Consider the following 21,622-nt stretch of genomic DNA (forward strand, 5'->3'; position numbering starts at 1 on the left):
ATTTTTTGGGCCGCACAATAACTGGCTTAGTCTTCGCGATGTTAATAGCGAATCCACTTTACGTTTGGGCGAACTGTTTGAATCAGGAGCGCTTGACCGGAGTAAACATGAGTGGCGCGGAATTTAATTCAGCCAAATTGCCAGGAACGCCTTACAAAGATTACACATTTCCCACTGAAGCCGAGCTCACATATGTTGCAGCACAAGGTGCAAATGTTATTCGTCTTCCTTTTCGTTGGGAGCGCGTGCAACCCACTGCCATGGGGCCATTGGCACCTGCAGAATTAAAACGCATTCAAGGCGTGGTTGCGTCGGCAAATTCAAAAAATTTGTGCGTGGTTCTCGATGTTCACAACTATGCCAAGTATTACAGCCAAACCTTAAATGGCGATGCAGCATTGCAAAATGCGTTCGTTGATTTGTGGTCACGCCTGGCCTTAGTGTTTAACGATCCAAAGCAAACTGCGTTCGGCTTAATGAATGAACCCAGCTACATGCCGCGTGAAGAATGGGCGAGCCTGGCCAAACGCACACTCTTCGAACTGCGGGCTGCGGGCGTCACCAACATGGTGATAGTGGCTGGTGGTCATTGGAGTGGATTACACGATTGGTTCTCGGGTTCGGCCGGCTTATCCAACGCCAACGCATTCAGCGACATTAAGGATCCCGTACAGCGAACCCTACTGGAAGTTCACCAATATGCAGATAAGGATTTTTCCGGTACAGGCAGCACCTGTCGCGCAGCAGATGAATTCGACCCGCTCTTTAACCGTATCACCGAATGGGCAAAGGCCAACGGGCAAAAATTATTTTTAGGCGAGTTTGGTATGCCACAAACTCCCGACTGTATGCAGACACTTGAACGCTTTCTCACACTGATGTCGGGGCCTGAATGGAAAGGTTGGACTTATTGGGCAGCCGGTGGCTGGTGGGGAAAATATCCGCTCGCTATTAACACAGATGTGGCCGCGCCCTCGCAACAGTGGCCCATCATGAAAAAATATTTTTATCGCGGCATACCGCCAACGAAAACACCGCCATTGGCTCCTGCACAGCGTAACCGTAAAAATTGATGATTTTCTTTGGGGGGATTAGATGATGAATCTGAAAGACGAATTGAATGAAGTTACTGCGCACAATCCAGATTACACGGATAACAATATCTATCTCGTCCTATCGGCGCATGATTATCGTTCTCCGCGCAAAGCCAATATTCACTTCATTACCTCAGAGTTAGCAAAACGCGGGCGCACACGGTTTTTTTCGCTGCGTTATAGCCATCTCTCAAAATACACGGCAGACCCGCGCCTCTCATTGGATTACGCCGCTAACCAAATTGGCGTTTATCAAGGCGTTGAATGTTATTTGTGGAAGACAAGCATTCATCCTTTCAACACGCGCCGCCGCTGGTTGCGCCCGCTTGAAACGCTTATGTACAACTGGTACAGCAATGGGTACAACCATGTTTTGCGCAAGTGGATTGAAGAAGCCACAGTTATTTTATTAGAGAGTGGCGTAGCGCCCGTGTTTTTTGATTTGATAAAAGCTATAAACCCCAACGCCAAAATTCTTTATCGCGCTTCGGATGCATTGGAAACAATTAACGTAGCCGATTATGTCAACAAAACCTTTTCGCGCATTGCGAGTGAATTAAACACCATAGCACTACCTTCCAAAGCCTTGGCCGAATCTATACCCAGCAAACACAACCTTGCTTATATTCCACACGGTATAGACCACTCGGTTGCACAACAAGCCGGCCCTTCTCCCTACGGCTCCGGTATTCACGCGGTATCTGTTGGGTCAATGTTATTTGACCCGGATTTTTTTGTGCATGCCGCAAAACGCTTTCCTCACGTCACTTTTCATATTATCGGCTCGGGGCAAGCAAGCCACCCGGATTATGGCGATAACGTAAAAATTTACGGGGAGATGCCATTCAACAAAACACTGTCATATATCAAGCATGCGGATTTAGGCATAGCGCCCTACTCCAGCGAAAAGATGCCCGCTTACTTGCGCGATACTTCCATGAAACTTATCCAATACGACTTCTTTCAAATTCCCGCCGTGTGCCCGTTTTACATAGCGGCTGATTATCCAAATCGTTTTGGTTATGAAATTGGCAATGGTGATTCAATCGAACAGGCTATTCGTCGCGCTTTAAATCCGGCGAAGCCCTTGGTTGGCAAGCGCGTGTTGAGTTGGGAGGAAGTGACGGAGCGAATGTTACAACCACAACTCTTCCGCGATACGGAGATGAGTGCATGACAGCCTACACAGTCGCAAAAAAGGATTTCAACCAAAAACTCATGCTGGGCGGTTTCACTGTGACGAGTACCGACGGCGACAATTTGATTCGCACCTTAACCAACGCCATGACGGCGAATGAAAAAGTTTTATTGTTTTTTGCTAACACAAACTTCATTGTTAAATGCCAGGACTTGCAGCCACAAATAGCTCGCGCCAACACTTGTATAGTGAATGATGGTATAGGCGTGGATATAGCCGCATGGTTAATTCACCGCAAAAAATTTCGCGAAAATCTTAACGGAACCGATTTTATTCCTCGCTATTTAAGCCGCACAAAAGATCAAGCTCGGGTCTTCCTGTTTGGTGCAAAACCCGGTGTTGCACAACGTGCTGCTACCACCTTAACAAAAGCGTTTGGCGTAAATATTGTCGGCGTCAGCGATGGCTTTAGACCTGCAGACACCCATGCACAACTGCTTAAACACATGAACGCTGCCAATGCCAACGTGGTGTTGGTGGCAATGGGAAATCCCGCACAGGAAAAATGGATTCTTGAGCACTACAAAGAATTAGACGCAAAGGTTTTTATTGGCGTGGGCGCGCTATTGGATTTTCTGGCGGGTGACAAACCACGTGCACCACGTGTGGTTCAAAAGTTGCGATTGGAATGGCTTTACCGCCTGTGCTTGGAACCCACGCGTTTACTACGACGCTACACCTTCGATATAGCGATCTTTCTGGCGCTATGCCTCAACACAGAAAAATCGCGCAAGGCGCAAGCACCGCTGCCTTGAGGTATTTATCATGCGAATTCTAGCGTCACCCGCCTTTTCAAATAAAAAAATTAATCCCTACAATGCTCTGCTTTACAGCGGTATCAAGGCAATAAGGGAGGCGAATTTCAAACCTCGGGTGGAAGAATACTCCCATAGAAAAGCGCTATTTGAAAAGTTCGATATAGTTCATTTTCATTGGCCGGACGGTTACATAAACCAAAGAACCCTTGCCAGATGTTTACAGCGGTCGTTGTTATTGGCCGTGATTTTAATGGCTATTAAGTTAAAGGGCAGCAAGCTGGTTTGGACAGTACATAATGTAGTTCCTCACGACGCTTACCGCCTTAACTTCTCCAACTTTTTCATGCGCTGGTTCGCCAAACACTGCGATGGATTAATTTTCATGAGCGAGGAAAGCAAGGCGAGTTTTTTCACTCATTACCAATATGACGAAGAAATAAGCTATGCCATTATTCCTCACGGGCATTACCGAACATCCTACCCTGCACCTATTCCGCAACATGTGGCCAAACAGCGTTTAGGCTTACCGCCCAATAAAAAAGTTTTGCTTTTTTTTGGAATGATTAAGCCCTACAAAAACATTGATTATTTAATGGCTGTTTTTAATCAAGCGCGCTTAGCGGGTTATGTGCTGGTTATTGCGGGAGATACAGATTCGCCAGAATTAAAAGAGCGCTTAATCGATTACGCCAAAAATCCCAACATCTATTTATTCCTCGAGTTTATTCCAGACGATAAGCTTCATATTTTTTTAAGCGCTGCGAGTGCTGTTGTCTTGCCCTATAGGTCTATTTTGAATTCGGGCGCGCTATTGTTGGCACTTTCATTTAATAAGCCCGTCATAGCACCGCATATAGGTGCCTTTGTTTCTTTACAACAAGAGCTGGGGCGCAAATGGGTTTATAGCTACGCGGAAGAGCTTGAGGCGAACACCCTGAAAAATGCGCTTGCACATATTGCGTTACAAGACTACGGAAAAGCATGCCCCCTGGAAAACTACGATTGGGACAAGATAGCCGTGGCAACACTCAGATTTTATCGCCAGCTTTTTCCCATTACACCTCGCTCAAAACAAGCGCTACGCACATGAACCTTAAACACAACCTTGGCCGAAGTACAGCGTGGATGAGCCTTGCCGCCAGCGGCAATAGCATCATCAGCTTTATTATTTTTATCGTACTATCACGTCTCCTGAGCGCAACAGAAATTGGTTTGGTTGCATTCGCATTAATTGTGGTTGAAATTGGCAAGCTAATGGTGAACGCAGGTATTTCGCAAGCGGTTATTCAACGCGCAGATTGGGATAACACCTACGCATCAACCTGCTTTTATCTCAATGTGGGTTTTTCAATCGCAGTCACCATCCTGACTATGTTTATCGCTGCGCCTTTACTCGCGCATTACTACGCACCGCAAGCTGCACCCGTATTAAAAGTATTATCCATTATATTTTTTATGGAGGGGCTGAAAGCGGTACACGAAGGAAAATTAAAGCGCGAATTTTCATTTCGCATTATCGCAATCAGAACCCTTATCGGGAGCTTGGCCTCAGGTGTGCTTGGAATATATTTGGCACTTAAAGGCTACGGTGTATGGGCGCTGGTATGGCAACAGGTTTTCTGTCAATTCCTGATTAGTTACATCACCATAAGTTCAGCGCGGTGGATGCCAAACTTTGTTTACTCTATTGCATGCGCTAAACAAATTCTGAATTTCTCCACACCCCTTACGGGTGCGCAAATTATTGGAAACATAGGTTCCAGAATTTTTGAAATTATGGTTGGTATTCTTATGGGGCCGGCCGCACTGGGTTTTTTTCGTGTTGGGGGAAGAGCACTTTATATCCTGCAAGATGTGGTGTTAAAGCCACTTGAAACTACCATTTTGTCCGCGCTCTCGCGCATTGAAAAACGCGATCAGCAAGCAGCGGGCTTAATGCGAATTCTGCGCATGAGTTCCTATATCACTTTCCCGATTTTTTTTGGTGCGGCGGCAGTGGGATCTGAATTTATCATTTTCGCGTTTGGCGAAAAGTGGGCAATGAGCGGTTATGTTATGACAGCGCTTGCCTTGGGGATTGCACCAATGGTGATTAGCCAGCAAATCAACGCAGTCTTGACGGCCAGCGGCAACTCTCATTTGGTTATGATATTGGCAGTGATTAACTTCGCAGCTAACTGCTTACTGGGGTTGGTTGCAATTCCCTTCGGCCTTGTAATTACCGCGCTCGCCTTTTCGCTCAGAAGTTACCTGAGCTTATTTATTAGCCTTCACTACTTTAAACGTGTTTACGCAGTGAGCATTACCCAAGTGCTCAAGGTTGCAGCGCCTCCTTTTGTGTGCTCGGTCATTATGCTTGCGTTTGTATTTGTTACCAAAATGAGTTTAACAAACCACCTTCCCTTGCCATTTGCACTTACAACGCTGTGCATTCTGGGCGCTCTCGTTTACGCCTTTAGCATAGGTTTTGTATTTAAACAGGAAACCCGAATTTTTCTAAAGGAAACTATAGATTTGGCGCCCGTAAAATTAAAACCACTGCTGGGAAACCTGCAACGGTTTATTAAATTAACCTGATTTTAAAAATGCTATTGTTGGAGGAGCATAAAGTGAAAGCATATTTAATCAATCTTGATAAAGACACGCACCGTCTCGCATTCTTCCGCGCAAACTTTAACAGATTGGGAATTCCATTCGAGCGAATAGCGGCGGTAGATGGCAGAGTGCTTAGCGAAGATGAATATCAACAATTTATGAGCAAGCGCCCGCGCAACTTTAACCGCGAAAAAACCAAACCTTGGTTACGAGGACAAATGGGTTGCTTTTTAAGCCATTACAATGTGTGGAAAAGAATTGCTGAGGGGCGGGAAAATTACTGTGCCGTTTTCGAAGACGATATCCACGTGTCCGACGACCTGAAGCACGTATTGCAAAGCGACACCTGGATTCCGCGCAATACGGATATTATTCGATTGGAGACATCTACCAACCGCGTTCGTTTGGCACAACCTCTGTTGAAATATAAAAGCCGCCAACTTCACCCGGTTAAATCTACCTCCTGGTGTGCCGGTGCCTACATCATCAGCCGCACTACGGCACAACGATTAGTGGCGCTTTCAGAAAAATACCACGAGCCCGCAGACGTAATGCTTTACCACTTCGACGAATCCGTTATTGCGCGTGATCTGCGAATTCTTCAGTTCTGCCCTGCACTTTGCACGCAAGATAAACATCTCGCTGAAGGCAAAGTAAAATTTTCCAGCAATATCGAGTTCGACACGGGCTCAGTGGCAGGAATTACCAGCAAGATCAGACGCTATTCACCGCTAACATTGTTAACGGCGATTTACCGTTCCTGCAGCGGTTATAGGCGAATTGAATTTTAAGCCAAGACATTAGATTAATGCCTTGGCTTAGCCTCATTAGATTTAAAGCAAAACTGCAGAATTTAATAGTAAAAAAATATGCCTGCGTTGATTTGGCGAGCTATGTAATCGCGCACAAAAATCGGCGATTCGTTTTTTCGCCACCCTGAGTCAAGGCGCAACCTCCAATGGTGACCCGAATCAAATGTCAGGGTCACAGGCGAAACAGTGTAAGCCGTTTCCTGGCGAACGAATTCCGGCGGTAAATGCTCATAATCCACAACAGAGTAAGCAACAGCAGACCCCAAACCCCATTTACTCAAAAATTGCCACTGCGCACTTAACGAAAATGTTTTGATGCGCGAAGCAGAATCTGATGTCTCGCCCAACGCGGGTTCTGCAAGTGTGTAGCCAGCTTTTAGCCAGGCTTTCTCTGTCACACGCCAATCTACGCCAATATTTACGACTGAGCCGCGCGCATCATTAATGGCGCCATCACGCTCAAAACGCGCAACCAATGCCGATAAAGTTGTTTTGGAAGATAGCGCCCATTGCGCTTCTAATTCGAGCTGCCGATAATCAAAATCAAGATCAGCAAACGCCGTATCAAGTGTATCTGAAACCCAATGGCTATAGGTTCGCTCACCGGATTTATAACGTAAAAAAAGGGTCGATTTATTATTGGTTTGAAAACCTATGTCAGCAAAGCCTTCTTTTTCGTCAAAATCGAGCGCGCGACGACCTTCATTGGAATGCTCTTGTTCTGATTTGCGCGCCCCCGCGTGAAAAGACAAACGGCTTTCAGTTCCGTAACCAAAACGCGCCGAGAGATCATCGCGAGTAACTATGTCTTTACCAAAAAATTCTAACCTGTCTACCTGATAAGAATTGCGCAGAAAATCAATGTCTGCAGTGACCTTGCTACCAAACGCGCCCTTCCAACTTAACTGCCCCGCATCTGTGGTCGCATCAAAATCCGGATGATCATTGTATTCGTAACGATGAATGTCCCACTTGGCAATCAGGCGCTGACGCCCAATCTTGTCATCAAAGCGAAAACCAGCGGAAGATAAAAGCCCCTGCTCCGAATCGTTCAGCGGGCTGCGGGAAAAATTGCTGTCCCAGATTCCCTGCGCAGAGAGATTGACGTTAAATGGCTTTTCATCAGCCGCATAGGCAACCTGTACAGCGACAATATTTGCGGCAACAAAGAACTTAATGGGGTATTTTTTCTTCATTCACATTCCTTTTGTGGATTCCGATGACTAAACCAAATAGAGATTGCTAATAAGCGTGTTGTCCAACAAAACCTTTGAACAAGGTTCCCCACAAAATTTTCAAATCGAGCAATAAAGACCAGTTACGAATGTATTCCAAATCGTAAGCTATGCGCCCAGACATTTTATCCAGAGTTTCCGTTTCACCGCGGTAACCGTTAATTTGGGCAAGCCCTGTTATGCCGGGTTTTACTTTGTGACGCAGCATATAGCCTTTAATTTGTCCGCGATAATATTCGTTGTGCGCAACCGCATGGGGACGAGGCCCCACTAGCGACATACTTCCAGAGAGCACATTGAACAACTGGGGTAATTCGTCTAACGACGTGCGACGCAAAAAATTCCCAAATCGAGTCACACGCATATCACCTTTTTTTGCCTGAGTCACATGATCCCCATCTTCACACACAGTCATGGAACGAAATTTCCACACTTTAATGTGTTCGCCGCGCATTCCGTAACGCGTTTGTTTAAAGAAAATGGGGCCTTTGGAAGTGAGTTTCACGCCCACCGCGATAATCATCATGGGTACCGCCAAGGCGATCAACATTGCAAGGCCGATCACTAAATCTTCTAACCGTTTTACCAGACTGTTATCGACCAGTGGCGAATCATAAATACTTAATGCAGGAATCCCCTGAATGCACGTCAAGCGCGAATGCAGTAAATCGAAATTAAATACATCGGGAATAACATAGGGAGTCACTGTGGTGTCGGCCAGCCGGTTGATAACAGAATGAATGCGAAACTCCGCACGCATGGGCAACGTTAGAAAAACAATATCAATTTTCCCCGCGTGAGCGTCTGTGTAGAGCTGGTCCAAATCACCACTCACCGGCACCCCGTGCGAACTCATGTCGATGCGGCGATCGTCTTGCTCACCGGAGATGCGATCATCGTAAAATCCAACTACGCGATAACCGAGCCACGGTGTATCTGCAATGGATTTAGTCATTCGTGCACCTAAATCATTTGCACCGACTATAGCCACACGCCGTGGCTCAGAAGGATTCGATCTTATTTTTGCGAGAATAACTCGCCGTGCCCAATGCATAGCGATCATCACTTCCGGTGTGAGTGTCAACCACAAAATCACAGGTTCGAGCTCAAGTTTTTTAAACGAAATTAATGTTGAAAACGCAAGTAAAATCATCATGGCCGTTAATAGCCAAGCGATAACAATACGTGAGGCCAGGCTGGTCATCGAATAACCTCGCCATAAATAATAAATCTCGTTACCCTCTGCAAAAAAGCCAAAGGTAATAACAGCCCCCATTGCAAGCGCTGCGTAAGCGCTACCCCATTCAATCTGCAAAACGCGCAACACAAGCCAAAGCATGATTAAAATAAGTAATCCATCCAGCGCACGAAAAAGCGCAAGAATTTTGGAATGATGCAGACGAATAACCTGTGGTTGATCGGATAAATTTGTGGGGTACAAAGGCCCCTTTGGCTTGATAGGACTGTTCATTTATTACCTCCCGTCAGCAATAGCAGTTCACTTGTGATGTTTTGCTGTTACAGACAACAACGACTTTTCCTTGCTAATCGTCTCAATGACGAAGCGCAACACGCCCGAGCTTTAAAAACTTTTCAGCAAGTTTTTAACACAGAACATTTTTTGCAGTTTTTTAAACACACAAAAAATACGGCACCGCTAGCATTTTGGTGCCAGAAGATAAGGCCACTCTACCGAATTGCATTTTGCTAATTTGTTCGCTTCCGAACATAAAGCAATGCCGCGAATTCAAATTGAGAACTCTGCACGGAATCATGTCATTTGAATGAAAAATTCAAGAATTTTCAGACTGATTCGCAATCAGCACACGACGAATCACGTCATAGCGTGCATATCTAAACGCACAATGCAGGATTTAACAGTGCAAATTTAAACGCTATACTGCACCAGCTTTAGGCGTTCGCACCAAATTGCGCCAATGAACATGAATCTGCAGATTGAGTTTGCAACGAATGACAAGACTGAAATACCTAACGGGATACCCTGCAGAAACTCTCCAGCAAGTTGGTCAAATTCTTGATGAGGGTCGCTTGGGCGAGCTGCTTAAACGCAAATACCCAGAGTGCCACTTAATACGTACAGATAAACAACTTTACGAATTCAGCCTTGCATTAAAAAACCAATTCATGAGCAAAGCTCAGCCTCTAGCTCGCGTTCAATACGATTCAAAAATTAAAGTCATTCAACACGCGCTTGGCCAACACCATTACATTACGCGCGTTCAAGGCAGCAAAACCAAAACTGTCAATGAAATTAAAATTGCCAGCCTGTTTCGCGTTGCCCCAGAAGCTTTTCTACGAATGATTGTTGTTCACGAGCTTGCGCATTTCCGCGAGAAAGAGCACAACAAAAGTTTTTATCAGTTATGCAGGCATATGGAGCCTAATTACCACCAATACGAATTTGATTTGCGGCTTTATTTAACCCATTTGGATTTATATGGGGAACTTTATTCGTGAAGCCGGAACATTACACCAAAGGTGTTTTATGCGTGGTGCTGGGTACTTGTTGCTTCGCCGCCAAAGGAATTCTGATTAAGTTCGCCTATCAATACGGCGTCACAGCAACTCCTTTGCTAATGTTACGCATGCTGTTCGCGTTGCCCTTTTACGCAGGCGTCGCTATCTGGCTGCAAACACAAGAACAGACCTCTCTCACCAAAGCGGAAGTTGGAAAAATCATCGGCTTGGGATTGCTCAGTTATTACATCTCCAGCCTGTTTGATTTTATGGGGTTGCAATACATATCAGCCGGGTTGGAGCGATTGATTCTTTATGTGTACCCAACGCTGGTACTGCTGATTCTGGCTTTTGTCCAACACAAGAAAATTTCATCCATTGAAAAGATCGCCTTGGCGATTGCCTACTCAGGCATGCTGCTGGTTTTTATTAATGACGTAAAACTTGGGAACTCATGGGAAACGACCGCCTTGGGCAGCGGCTTGGTGCTCTTGAGCACAATTACCTTTGCTGTTTTCGTTGTGCTCGCCGGTGACATGATTCCCAAGGTCGGCTCCCTGCGTTTTACCGCTTACGGAATGTTGTCTGCGTGTGTAGGCGTCATTAGCCATAATCTCGCTATTGAAGGCGTACAGAGTATTCATCAACCTATGGCAGTTTATGGTCTTGCACTGGCGTTGGCATTTTTCTGCACGGTTATTCCCTCTTTCTTGATGAACGAGGGAATTCGGATAATAGGTAGCGGGCGCGCAGCGATCCTTGGCACCTTCGGCCCAATAGTTACGCTCTTCCTTGGAGCCTTGGTACTAAATGAAGGAATAAGCCTGATACAGCTTGTGGGTGCCGCGCTGGTCATCGGTGGAGTTGTGTTGGTAGGCAAGAACGGGAAGAAGTAGAAAAAACAAGTCACCTGACTAACAAATGATCAAGCTTCGGTTTTAGTAGCCTAACTGGGGCGTTTTGATGAATAATCATATAGTTGTGATAAGTAAGTTAACTTTTCTTATCTGTTAATCGGCCGAGATCCGCGCTACTTTTTGCTCCGACCTATAAGATCGGTTACATCTAGAAGTTCAATAATACTGGGAGCGCGCGGTCACGCATCCTTAAATCGATCAAAAATAACCACCATTCCATAACATTTGCCTAAAACGAGAGACCTATGAAAAACATTAAGCCCCTCGCATTTGCGATTATCGCCACCCTTCCCCTAACCAGTTTTGCAGCGTCCAGCAGCTCCAGCAAAATTCCAGACTGGAAATTGGCGGAAGCCACCGAAGTTTGGTCGCCAGTTCCACCCGTGGTCACCGCAAACGAAAACACACCACCATCGGACGCAATCGTATTATTCGACGGTAAATCGCTCAGCCAATGGCAAGCGGTTGAAGGCGGCGATGCAAAGTGGAGCGTACAAAACGGTAGCTTTACCGTGGTGCCCAAAACTGGCGATATCAAAACCAAAGAATCTTTTTGCGATGTGCAATTGCACGTTGAATGGGCGACACCGACTAAAGTGACCGGTGATGACGGCAAAGAATTAACCAGCCAAGCGCGCAACAACAGCGGCATTTTTTTGCAGGAACAATATGAAGTACAAGTATTGGATTCCTACAACAACAAAACTTATTCGAACGGCCAAGCCGGTTCCATTTATAAACAACACATCCCCTTGGTGAACCCAACCCGTGCTCCTGGCGTGTGGCAAACCTACGACATTATTTTTACCGCTCCCAAATTTAGCGATGACAAAAAACTCATCTCTCCCAGCCGCGCAACGGTTTTATTAAACGGCGTGTTGGTGCAAAACAATGTTGAAATTCAGGGCGCCACCGGTTGGATCGGCAAACCTGTTTACACCGCTCACGGCTGCGCGCCATTACGCCTGCAAGATCATGGCAACCCCGTTAGCTTCCGCAATATTTGGATTAGAAAACTTTAAGCAACACTCATTTTCTTTCTCGCGCCGCAACTCCTGTTTGGAGTTTGCGGCTTATTTTTAATAATCACTATGAGAGCTAAGATCATGTCTTTCTCTAAAATATTTGGCGTTGCGCTCGTCAGCTTTACCTCTTGCGCCTTCGCCGCCACCGCAGAAAACCCCATAACCGCATTTAAAGAAAGCCCGGAATGGACAAGCGCTTCAGCCGTCAGCGCAGTGGGCAAAAAATTCCAGATCGATAAAAAGCCGCAAGCTGAACTTAACACTATTTTGGTCAATACCGGTGATGTCACCAAAAGCAAACACTTAGTCGGCAAATATTATTTCGGCGATACGGTCTTAAGCATGGAATTTTTAGTGGCCGAAGGTTCTACCGCAAGCGTATTTTTGCACGGTCACTATCCCGTTGAGTTGAAAAACAAAAACAACGAATGGCAAACGCTGAGCGTAAAATTCCGCGCACCGCGCTTTAACGAAGCCAGCGAAAAAGCTCAAAAAGCGATGTTTGTTGAAATTCGTGTTAATGGTGAAGTAGTCGCCAAAAACAAGCTGATCGACACCTACGCCGAAAACGCCCTCACTGCTTGGGAAAGCGATGCAGGCGTGACCAGCATTCTTGCCAACAAAGGTCAGTTCGCTTTCCGCAACTTTAAAGTTGAACCCGCAGATTACGCGCAAATTGTTCCACCTGCGCAAAGTGGCGACGCAACGAACGAAAATGAATTGGTTGATTACGTTGCGTTAGGTAAAGAAAGTTTTGAATCCTTTGGTTGTAACGTTTGCCATTCAACGATTAAAGACGACCCAACGGTAACGACAGGCCCTAACCTCTACGGCTTGTTCACCCGCGAGCCACGTGCACGCGAAGTGGTTGAAGGCGGCGAAGGTCACCGTTTCACCGTAAAAACTAACAACGAATATTTACACCGCAGCATTCGCACGCCTACGGAGCAACTTGCTGTAGCGGAGAAAGGCGCTAAAAAAGGCGAAGCTTATCCACCGGTAATGCCTCCCTTCAACGCGCAAGTGATTAGCGATCTGCAGATCAACGCTATAGGCGCCTATCTTTCAACAATGAACGATCTGCAAAATCGTGGCCCCGTTGTGAAATTGATGAAACAAGGCCCTGTTGAAAAATACAATCCTATTGACGACAGATTGCAGTTGTTGGTGGATGATCAAGTACGCATCCAACGCGGCCCCATTGCCGGCGTTTCAGGCAGGGCTATTCACGTAGGTACCGCAAGTGGTGTGAATTATTCGTTTGACCCACGCATTCTTGCCATCGCCAAAATTTGGCAAGGTGGATTCCTGGACATGACCGGTGAATTTACCAATCGCGGTGGCAAAGGTTTAAAGACCGGTTACGAAAGCCGTGAAATTAGTTTGGGCGATAAAGAATATTTATTTGCTCCGCTAAATGCTTCTGGCGCAACCATCGATTTTTCATTTAAGGATGCAAAATTTGGTGATGTGGACACGATTAAAAAATCGTGGAATAGCAAAGAAGATCATCTCAATATGCTCGCCGCTGTCGATGCGCAGTTTTTAGGCTACACGCGTAACTCAAAAGATAAAACCCAAGCACCAAGCTTCCGTTACCGTGTTGGCCAAAACGTGCTTGCGGTACAAACCACATTTGATGCGAATGGCGCCGTTAAAGTTAATGTGACCGGCGATTTAAAAACCGAGCAATCATTTGCGATTAACACCAGCTCTTTAACTGACACTCAGACAACAAAAGGAACAATCACTAACGGCGTTTGGAAATTGCCAGCCGGAAAAATTAACGCAACTTTGAATGCAAAAATTGCACTGGCAAGTAACGTATGGCACGCGCCGAAATCGACATTTGATAATCGCAAACAAGCACTGCGCTTACTTGAATCAAAGGCCGATATGCCAGCCGGATATTCCATCGAAAGTTTTTACCCACCTAAAGATAACTTTGGCCGCGAACAATTGTTTGAAGCTTTAGGTATTGCGATTGCCGAAGATGGAACTATCGTAGTGGCAACACGCACTGCAGGTATTTGGCGATTGGTAAAAGACAAATCAGGCAAAAGTGAATGGCAGTTATTTGCGGAAGGTACTTTCGATAGCTTGGGTGTCGTTGTTGAAGATAAAAAAGGTTTAGTTGTTGTAGCAGGACAAAAAGCCGAACTCACTCGTATTAGCGACACCAATGGTGATGGCATAGCAGATAATTACCAAACGCTGTTCGATGCACACTCTTACCACGGCAATTATCACTCGTACATGCATGGCCCTGTGCGTGGCGCAGACGGTGCTTACTACATCAACATAAACCTTGCCGATGGTAGTGATGGCTCCGCTTACAACGCAGGCGGAAAATATATGGGCAGCGGTGGCGGCTTCGCTGGCTGGAGCATTCGTGTTGAACCTAATAATAAAAATGATGTTGCGAAATTTACGCCTTGGGCAAATGGCTTGCGCAGTCCGGCAGGTATGGCATTGAGTCCAGATGGTCGCCTCTGGTATTCCGACAACCAAGGTGAATATGTGGGTACCTCTAAAATTTTTGTACTTGAACACAATAAATTTTATGGTCATCCATCAAGCCTTATTGATTTACCGGGTATGACGCCAGACTCGCCCGAAATTCAATGGCCAAAATTTGCGGACGTTCGCCCAATGCCACCTATTTTGTTACCGCACAATAAAGTTGCTAACTCACCGGGCAACCCAGTGTGGGATACCACCAAAGGAAAATTCGGCCCTTATGCTGGCGAAATGCTTATTGGTGATCAAACGCAATCAAATTTGTTGCGCATTAATACAGAAGTTGTTGATGGCGTAGAACAAGGTAGCGTAATGCCTTTCATCGACAACCTTGAATCCGGTGTTATGCGCCCCGTATTTTTACCTGATGGCAGTTTGTTACTCGGGCAAACAGGTCGCGGCTGGCAAGCAAAAGGCGGCCATGTTGCAAGCATGCAACGCATCGTGTGGGATGGCAAAACCGTTGCGCCTGCGATTCACAGTACACATGCGACCAGTTCCGGTTTCGCCGTGCAACTGACTCAACCTTTAAGCGACAATATTGATGCTGCGCAATTAAAAACATTGCTTTCGGTGGAATCATGGACCTACCGCGATGCGCCCGACTACGGTTCTGATGAGTTAGGTAAAGCTATGGAAAGAATTACAAACATCAGTATCAGTGCAGATCGCAAACAAATTACAATAAGCTTGGCAGAACTCGGTCATGCTTCTGTTCATCCGCAGCAAACAGCGCGCGTTTATCACATCAATTTAAACAACCAAAACTTGTTTAAAGATGCAGCACCCGCGCAACTGCAGGCCTATTACACTTTGTATAAATTCCCGAAACAGAATTAATACAATGTTGTAAATGATTTTTTTATGGCCACCCTAAAAAGTGGCCATTTTTTTATGCACCGTTTTAAATGAAGGTTATCGCATGAAGTTAAAAGCACTCCCCCTCCTTATCAGCACACTTATTGCCGCACAGGCATTTGCAGCTACCGACGAAGTTATAGTCACCGGCACTTATAGCCCCGTTACCTCAGAGCAACTCGCCTCCTCAGTCACTGTTATCAGCCAAGAACAATTAGCTGCATTGAGTAGCCACAGTTTGGTCGATGCGCTACGCCAAGTGCCCAGCATTTGGGTTGAAGAACAAGGTGGCCCGGGCGGCCTTACTGCAATTGCATTGCGCGGCGCAGAAGCAAACCACACATTGGTTTTATTAGATGGCGTACAACTTAACGACCCAACCAATACACGCGGCGGCGCATTTGATGTAAACAACATCAATATAGATTCTGTTAAACGCATTGAAATTATTCGCGGCGCGCAATCTGCTGTTTATGGTTCAGACGCACTCGCTGGTGTAATTCATATTATTACGATTGAACCCACCAAAACTGCACAGACCAATCTTGCTGTAGCAGCAGGTGAAGATGGTTACAAAACCGCAAGTATTACCAGCACGGGCAGCGTTAATGATGTTGGTTACGCGGTGAAATTACAAAGCAAAGATGCTGGTGAGCCGATTGAAGGTAGCAGCGCAGAAAATAAAGAAGCCTTGGTAAAACTCGATTGGAAACACGACGCGCATACTCTGGATTTTTCTTATCGTTATTTTGATGGTAAGAAAACCACATTCCCCGAACAAAGCGGCGGCTCTCTATTCGCACAATTGCGCGACCTTGATCGCAGCGATTTCACCGATCAAAACGCGGCCTTGGCGTGGCAATGGCAAATAAACAATCTGTGGCGTAGCAAGCTGCAAGCTTCTTGGTTTAACCGCCAGGAAAATTTAACATCGCCCGGCATCCTCCCTTTCGATGCAGTTCCAGCCAATGGCGCAGACACAGATTTCACGCGCGAAAATTTCAGCTGGGTTAACACCATCGGTAATGAAAAATCCGTGTGGGCAAATATCGGTGCTGAAAGAAAACAAGAATCTGGCGATAGCAAAGGCTATTTGGATTATGGCTTTAAGATTCCAACAGATTTTAGTTTGGATCGCAAAATCGATAGCGCTTTCGTCAATATCAACGCCTACCTCAATGAAAACCTTTTAGTTCAGGCAAGCGTGCGCAGCGATGACGCGGAAAATATGAAACCAAAAGAAAGCACGCAAATCGGTGCGCGCTATCAAATTACCGAGAACTTAAGTTGGTTTGCAAATAGAGGAAAGGGTTTTAAATTACCAAGCTTCCTTGCACTGGGTCACCCATTGGTGGGCAACAAAAACTTAAGACCAGAAAGATCAACCACGCGCGACACAGGTTTTGAATGGGCAGCAAATAACACCCGCTTCAACCTCAGCTTCTTCAAAAATACATACCTGGATTTAATTGATTTTGATAGCGAGTTGTTCACCAACGTAAACCGCTCACGCGTGGATACACAAGGCGCTGAAGTTGAAGTTCATTGGCACACGCAAGATAACCAATGGCAACTCGGCGCGCACGCAAGCTACGCGGATATTGATGCAGAAAATCCTCTGCTAGGTAGACCACAAGTGAAAGCCGGTGCAACTGCAACCTACAACCTTAACGAGCAGTGGCAATTCAATGCAAATTATATTTGGGTAGATGATCGCCTCGCCGCAAGCCGTTACACGGGCGATACCGTGATTGAAACTTTAGATAAATACAATCGCATTGATCTTGGCGCAAAATGGAAAGTCAATTCACAATTAACGGTTAACCTCAGCGTAGAAAATCTTGCTGACAACGACTATATGAACGATATTGGCTTCCCTGCGATAGGTCGTACAGGATTTATTGGTGCTAATTATCAGTTCTAAGAACCCATAGAAATGTGCGAAATAAAAAAGGCTCCTCTAAATAGGAGCCTTTTTTATGTAAGAGCATTTTATTTTCTATTTGATTAGACTCAATCACGCATCAATCACCAGCGTACTCGCAATAAGATCGTGTAGTGCCTGCTTTTTAGCCGTGAACGCCGCCATGATATAACCTAGGCACATAAAAAATCCGGAAAGAATTTTGCTCCAATAACGGCCGTTAGCGCGGGCAAATGAAATGCGGCGGCCGTCATTATCTGTTACCACAATTCCGAGCGCCATTTTTCCAAGTGTGGCCTGTCTAGTGGATGATTCCATCAGCGTGTAGTAGAGCCAATTCAAGCACAAGCTAAGCGTGAAAAAACCAAACACCATGGTTACGCCGAACGGAATTGCTCCCAAGCCGCCTGAAAACATTGCTGCGCCAAAGCTTAACGCAAAAAGGCCGATACAAATTCCGTTTAAAATTGATAGCAACATCCAGTCAATAACAAGTGCACCAAAACGTTTCCAAAAACCGGCGTAGTTTTTATAAACAACTTGCTCACCCATAAAACCAGAAAAAGCCAAAGAATTACCGCAAGCCGAACAATAGCTTGCATGTTCCGGGTTCTGCGCTCCACATTTTCCGCATTGCATTTTTAGCACTCCTTTTATTTATTATTAATAAAAACGCACTATAAGCTTTTTATATACTCGAGCAAAGCCATGCGATCTGCCTCAATTAATTGCGTTCCGTATTCATGCCCTACATTGGAATTACCGGGTAAGCCTGTATCAAATAAACTGGCGTTAGGCATCTCAAGGGTTTGGTTACCTATTTTTACTCGATCAATCTCCCGATTCCCCACAAAAAATTGCTTTGGTCTCTCTGCGGATGGTAAGAATAAATCGTAAACCGTTGGCACAGATCCATTATGCAAATAAGGTGCAGAAGCCCAAATGCCGTTAATGGGGCGTGCTTTATAATAGCGAATAGAAGAATCTGCGGGACTTTTATTGTTTAACGCAAATTCGTTGACGAGTGCAACCAGAGAGTCCCATGGATGATGCGCTAGAGCACCCGCTGTTACATGCATTACAACATCCAACCGGGTTGCTTCCGATTGAATTTCTTTTCCCGCAAAAACAAAAGATTTCTTGCCTTGTAATACGCCTGTTTTAACCGAGCCTTCCGTAAAGTTATTTACCATGCGCTGATCTGTGCCGACTGCTGATGCGGGAATTAAAACTGCTGATAGCTTTCGTGTTGGATCATTTGAATTCACAAGGCTATGGCACCGCACACACTGTTGCTGATAAATCTGTTCGCCTTTTGCCACCATTTTTTTATCCAGATGGCCAGCCAAATCCTCTGGCCACTGCGGTGAGGTCAGTTTGTAATATTTGCGCTGAATAAAGCACAAATTTGTAATTTGGATACTGGAAGGATAAGTTTTATCGTGCCCTGGTACATCGACTGTTCCGTAAACAGCAAGTGCTGTTGTTGCGTTTTGAGCTAGAGGGCCGGGCTCCATGTTGGGTGCAGAAGCATTCCACTGCACAACATCCAAATGCGATGCATCCCACAGCACAGGAAAACTGGTTGGCGCATCTGGAGAACGTGCGTTTTGCGGAATGTTTAAAGCTTCCGCTGCCACAGCATTAAATATTTGCCCGAAGGCATCCAAACGTCCATGACCGTAGGGTACTTGCGTTGCATTGATGGCGTAACGCGTGTGCAGTTCTTCAATACGCGTTTGGATTTTTTTCTTCTCAGCTTGCGCGTCGATATTTTTTTGTTTCTGCAGCCGCGAAATAAAGCGCTGCCATTTTTCAGGTTGTTGAATGGTTGCCTTTAAGGCCGCCAGTAACTCTGTTTCAAATTGGGTGTAATTAATTAAGCTTTGGCCGCCGTCAATACGAATAGGCTTACCGTTAATCGTGAGCTGACCTGTGTGGCAAGCAGCGCAGGTTAAGCCTACCCATTGATTTCCATTGTCATCACTGTCACGCACAACGCCAACAGGTAAGCCATCCGGATTAAATTTATTTGCCACATCTGGAATAAAACCGAGATCAGCCATATGCGCATTATCGCGAAAGAATTGTTCGTTCTCTGCCATTTCCAAAGCAACAAACCAACTGTAATCAATAATGCGCGAACCAAAGGAAGTGAAAGATAATTGTTGTCGCTCTTCCATTCCCCAGCCCTGCCCTAAATAGGTGACGCCATCGCGCGTCACGACAGAGTGAGCATCGGGAGCGAAAGGGTCTTGCCGTAAGTAACGCAATATAAAAAAGATCGCAAGCACGAAGAGAAGTAAGAACAGCAACCATTTAAGCAACCTATAACTTTTCTTTTTCATATCATCCCTTCATTGAAAGTGAAGTTGTCACTAGCGCTTTTGAAACTCCGCGAATACCTCTACGTTAACTTCGTCGGCTACTGCAGGAACAAGATAATCAATTCCAAATTGCGAGCGTTTAAAATGTGTTGTCGCCGTAAAGCCAATGGTATAACGTCCCGTTAGCATGTTTTCGCCGCCCCCATTAAAAGCAACATCCAACACTATGGGAGCGCTTACTCCGTGCAAGTTTAAATTACCGGTAAATTTTGCATGGGTTTGATCTACCAGTTGAACACTGGTTGTCTCAAACAGTGCTTGGGGATATTTTTCAGTATCAAACCAACTGCTTCCACGCAAGGTTTCTTCGAGATCTTTATTATTTACATCAATGCTCGCAATGTTAATTACAGCAGATAACTTGGCGTTTTCCATATGAGCAGGATCAAACTCCAACGAAGCGTCGCTGGAATTAAAACGCCCAACAAACGTAGACATACCCATATGGTTGATTTTAAACAGCACACTCGTGTGTTGAGGGTCGATTTGGTAAGAGCCCGGCTTAAGATTCACAATACCGGTTTTGACTTTAGGCTGAATAAGGTAACCGCAAGCGCTTAGGGATAACGCCAACATGAGTGTTGCGATTGTTAGGCTGATACTTTTACGAATAACCATAAGCGGCCTCTCGAGCCAGATAACAAAATACATGCGAAAAAAAAGGAAGGTACCCAAGGTAACCTTCCTTTCATCAGACGTAACCCAGACTTATTCCGGCAAAGTGATATTAAGTTCCAACACAGAACAATTGTCGGTGTTGTCCAAATTCACCACTACTTGATCAGATTCGATATGAATGTACTTACGAATCACCGCAATAATTTCTTGCTGCATTTGCGGTAAGAAATCGGGCTGTTTCAAATTACGCTTATTGCGCTCGTGTGCAACAATAATTTGCAAACGTTCTTTTGCGGTGGCCGCCGATGTGGGCGTGCCCTTTTTACGAAAATAATCGAGAAGACTCACTATTTACCTCCCAGCAAACGCGCTAAGAAACCTTTCTTTTCTGCTTCAAGGAAGCGGTGAGGAAGATCGCTACCTAACAATCTGTCTACCGCATCGTTATAAGCTTGGCCGGCTTGAGTTTCTTCGTCCAGAATAACCGGTGTACCTTGGTTAGACGCTTTCAATACAGCTTCCGACTCAGGAATTACGCCGAGCAATGGAATTGCCAAAATCTCTTCAACATCACCCACACTCAACATTTCGCCCGCCGCAACACGCGTTGGGTTGTAGCGAGTCAGTAACAAATGTTCTTTGATTGGCTCAAGGTTTTGTTCAGCGCGACGCGATTTAGATTGCAGAATACCAATGATACGATCTGAGTCGCGCACAGAAGATACTTCCGGGTTAGTAACCACAATTGCGATGTCAGCAAAGTAAAGAGCCATTTGCGCACCCTGCTCAATACCAGCAGGTGAATCGCATACGATGTAATCAAAATCTTTCGACAATTCTGTTAATACGGCTTCAACGCCTTCTTTTGTTAAAGCATCTTTATCGCGTGTTTGCGATGCAGGCAGAACATACAAGTTGTCGGTGCGTTTATCTTTAATCAAGGATTGGCTGAGGTTTGATTCGCCTTTAATTACGTTTACAAAATCGTAAACCACACGGCGTTCACAGCCCATAATCAAATCGAGGTTACGCAAACCTACGTCGAAATCGATAACGACGGTTTTGTGGCCACGCATTGCCAAACCTGTACTGATTGCTGCGCTGGAAGTAGTCTTACCTACACCGCCTTTACCTGATGTAACAACAATGATCTTAGCCAAGGTAGGCTCCTTAAATTTTCTATGGTCTTAAAGTGAAATAATT

The 21,622-nt window shown here is 45.5% G+C and carries 18 protein-coding genes; 11 read left to right on the plus strand and 7 right to left on the minus strand.

Going from position 1 to position 21,622, the window contains the following annotated elements; translation table 11 throughout:
* The first annotated feature begins 107 nt into the window (after positions 1 to 107).
* From U1F02_RS03590 to U1F02_RS03615, 6 genes are all read left to right on the plus strand, one after another.
* Positions 108 to 1,073, plus strand: coding sequence for a glycoside hydrolase family 5 protein (locus tag U1F02_RS03590; protein WP_409988974.1), 966 nt, complete (start codon positions 108 to 110; stop codon positions 1,071 to 1,073).
* Between the two features lie 22 nt (positions 1,074 to 1,095).
* Positions 1,096 to 2,271: a glycosyltransferase family 1 protein gene (locus tag U1F02_RS03595; RefSeq protein ID WP_409988975.1), complete on the plus strand. Its 1,176-nt coding sequence runs from the start codon at positions 1,096 to 1,098 to the stop codon at positions 2,269 to 2,271.
* A complete protein-coding gene (locus tag U1F02_RS03600) occupies positions 2,268 to 3,047 on the plus strand; it encodes a WecB/TagA/CpsF family glycosyltransferase (RefSeq protein ID WP_409988976.1) in 780 nt (259 codons plus the stop codon). The genes U1F02_RS03595 and U1F02_RS03600 overlap by 4 nt, the downstream gene beginning before the upstream one ends.
* 253 nt (positions 3,048 to 3,300) lie before the next feature.
* Entirely contained in the window at positions 3,301 to 4,140 is an 840-nt protein-coding gene (locus U1F02_RS03605; RefSeq protein WP_409988977.1) for a glycosyltransferase family 4 protein, read from the plus strand.
* Positions 4,137 to 5,627 (plus strand): lipopolysaccharide biosynthesis protein, encoded by a 1,491-nt coding sequence (locus U1F02_RS03610; protein ID WP_409988978.1) that lies wholly within the window; start codon positions 4,137 to 4,139, stop codon positions 5,625 to 5,627. The genes U1F02_RS03605 and U1F02_RS03610 overlap by 4 nt, the downstream gene beginning before the upstream one ends.
* A gap of 32 nt (positions 5,628 to 5,659) precedes the next feature.
* A complete protein-coding gene (locus U1F02_RS03615) occupies positions 5,660 to 6,436 on the plus strand; it encodes a glycosyltransferase family 25 protein (protein WP_409988979.1) in 777 nt (258 codons plus the stop codon).
* A 62-nt stretch (positions 6,437 to 6,498) separates the two neighbouring features.
* Here the strand turns inward: U1F02_RS03615 and U1F02_RS03620 are convergent, their stop codons facing one another.
* Positions 6,499 to 7,653, minus strand: a complete 1,155-nt coding sequence (locus U1F02_RS03620; protein WP_409988980.1) for a hypothetical protein — start codon at positions 7,651 to 7,653, stop codon at positions 6,499 to 6,501.
* Positions 7,654 to 7,699: 46 nt separating this feature from the next.
* The gene (locus U1F02_RS03625) at positions 7,700 to 9,163 is read right to left on the minus strand and encodes an undecaprenyl-phosphate glucose phosphotransferase (protein ID WP_409988981.1); all 1,464 of its coding nucleotides are present in this window, start codon (positions 9,161 to 9,163) and stop codon (positions 7,700 to 7,702) included.
* 500 nt (positions 9,164 to 9,663) lie between these two features.
* Here U1F02_RS03625 and U1F02_RS03630 point away from each other — a divergent pair, with 500 nt between their 5' ends.
* From U1F02_RS03630 to U1F02_RS03650, 5 genes are all read left to right on the plus strand, one after another.
* Positions 9,664 to 10,170, plus strand: coding sequence for a M48 family metallopeptidase (locus tag U1F02_RS03630; RefSeq protein WP_409988982.1), 507 nt, complete (start codon positions 9,664 to 9,666; stop codon positions 10,168 to 10,170).
* Positions 10,167 to 11,066, plus strand: coding sequence for a DMT family transporter (locus U1F02_RS03635; RefSeq protein ID WP_409988983.1), 900 nt, complete (start codon positions 10,167 to 10,169; stop codon positions 11,064 to 11,066). The genes U1F02_RS03630 and U1F02_RS03635 overlap by 4 nt, the downstream gene beginning before the upstream one ends.
* 266 nt (positions 11,067 to 11,332) lie before the next feature.
* Positions 11,333 to 12,109 (plus strand): DUF1080 domain-containing protein, encoded by a 777-nt coding sequence (locus U1F02_RS03640; RefSeq protein ID WP_409988984.1) that lies wholly within the window; start codon positions 11,333 to 11,335, stop codon positions 12,107 to 12,109.
* Between the two features lie 84 nt (positions 12,110 to 12,193).
* Complete coding sequence (locus U1F02_RS03645; protein WP_409988985.1) at positions 12,194 to 15,472, plus strand: hypothetical protein; 3,279 nt, start codon at positions 12,194 to 12,196, stop codon at positions 15,470 to 15,472.
* 82 nt (positions 15,473 to 15,554) lie between these two features.
* Entirely contained in the window at positions 15,555 to 17,414 is a 1,860-nt protein-coding gene (locus tag U1F02_RS03650; RefSeq protein ID WP_409988986.1) for a TonB-dependent receptor plug domain-containing protein, read from the plus strand.
* A 93-nt stretch (positions 17,415 to 17,507) separates the two neighbouring features.
* On the opposite strand, the gene U1F02_RS03655 is transcribed toward U1F02_RS03650, so the two are convergent.
* The 5 genes from U1F02_RS03655 to minD form a co-directional block, all read right to left on the minus strand.
* Positions 17,508 to 18,053 (minus strand): RDD family protein, encoded by a 546-nt coding sequence (locus U1F02_RS03655; RefSeq protein ID WP_409988987.1) that lies wholly within the window; start codon positions 18,051 to 18,053, stop codon positions 17,508 to 17,510.
* 38 nt (positions 18,054 to 18,091) lie between these two features.
* Positions 18,092 to 19,762: a di-heme-cytochrome C peroxidase gene (locus tag U1F02_RS03660; RefSeq protein ID WP_409988988.1), complete on the minus strand. Its 1,671-nt coding sequence runs from the start codon at positions 19,760 to 19,762 to the stop codon at positions 18,092 to 18,094.
* A 30-nt stretch (positions 19,763 to 19,792) separates the two neighbouring features.
* On the minus strand, positions 19,793 to 20,419 hold the full coding sequence (locus U1F02_RS03665) for a YceI family protein (protein WP_409988989.1): 627 nt from the start codon (positions 20,417 to 20,419) through the stop codon (positions 19,793 to 19,795).
* Positions 20,420 to 20,509: 90 nt separating this feature from the next.
* Positions 20,510 to 20,767, minus strand: coding sequence for a cell division topological specificity factor MinE (minE, locus tag U1F02_RS03670; protein WP_409988990.1), 258 nt, complete (start codon positions 20,765 to 20,767; stop codon positions 20,510 to 20,512).
* The gene (minD, locus tag U1F02_RS03675) at positions 20,767 to 21,579 is read right to left on the minus strand and encodes a septum site-determining protein MinD (RefSeq protein WP_409988991.1); all 813 of its coding nucleotides are present in this window, start codon (positions 21,577 to 21,579) and stop codon (positions 20,767 to 20,769) included. Before minD ends, minE begins: the two co-directional genes overlap by 1 nt.
* Positions 21,580 to 21,622: the final 43 nt, after the last annotated feature.

The organism is Cellvibrio sp., from assembly GCF_046347455.1.
Taxonomy (GTDB): Bacteria; Pseudomonadota; Gammaproteobacteria; order Pseudomonadales; family Cellvibrionaceae; genus Cellvibrio.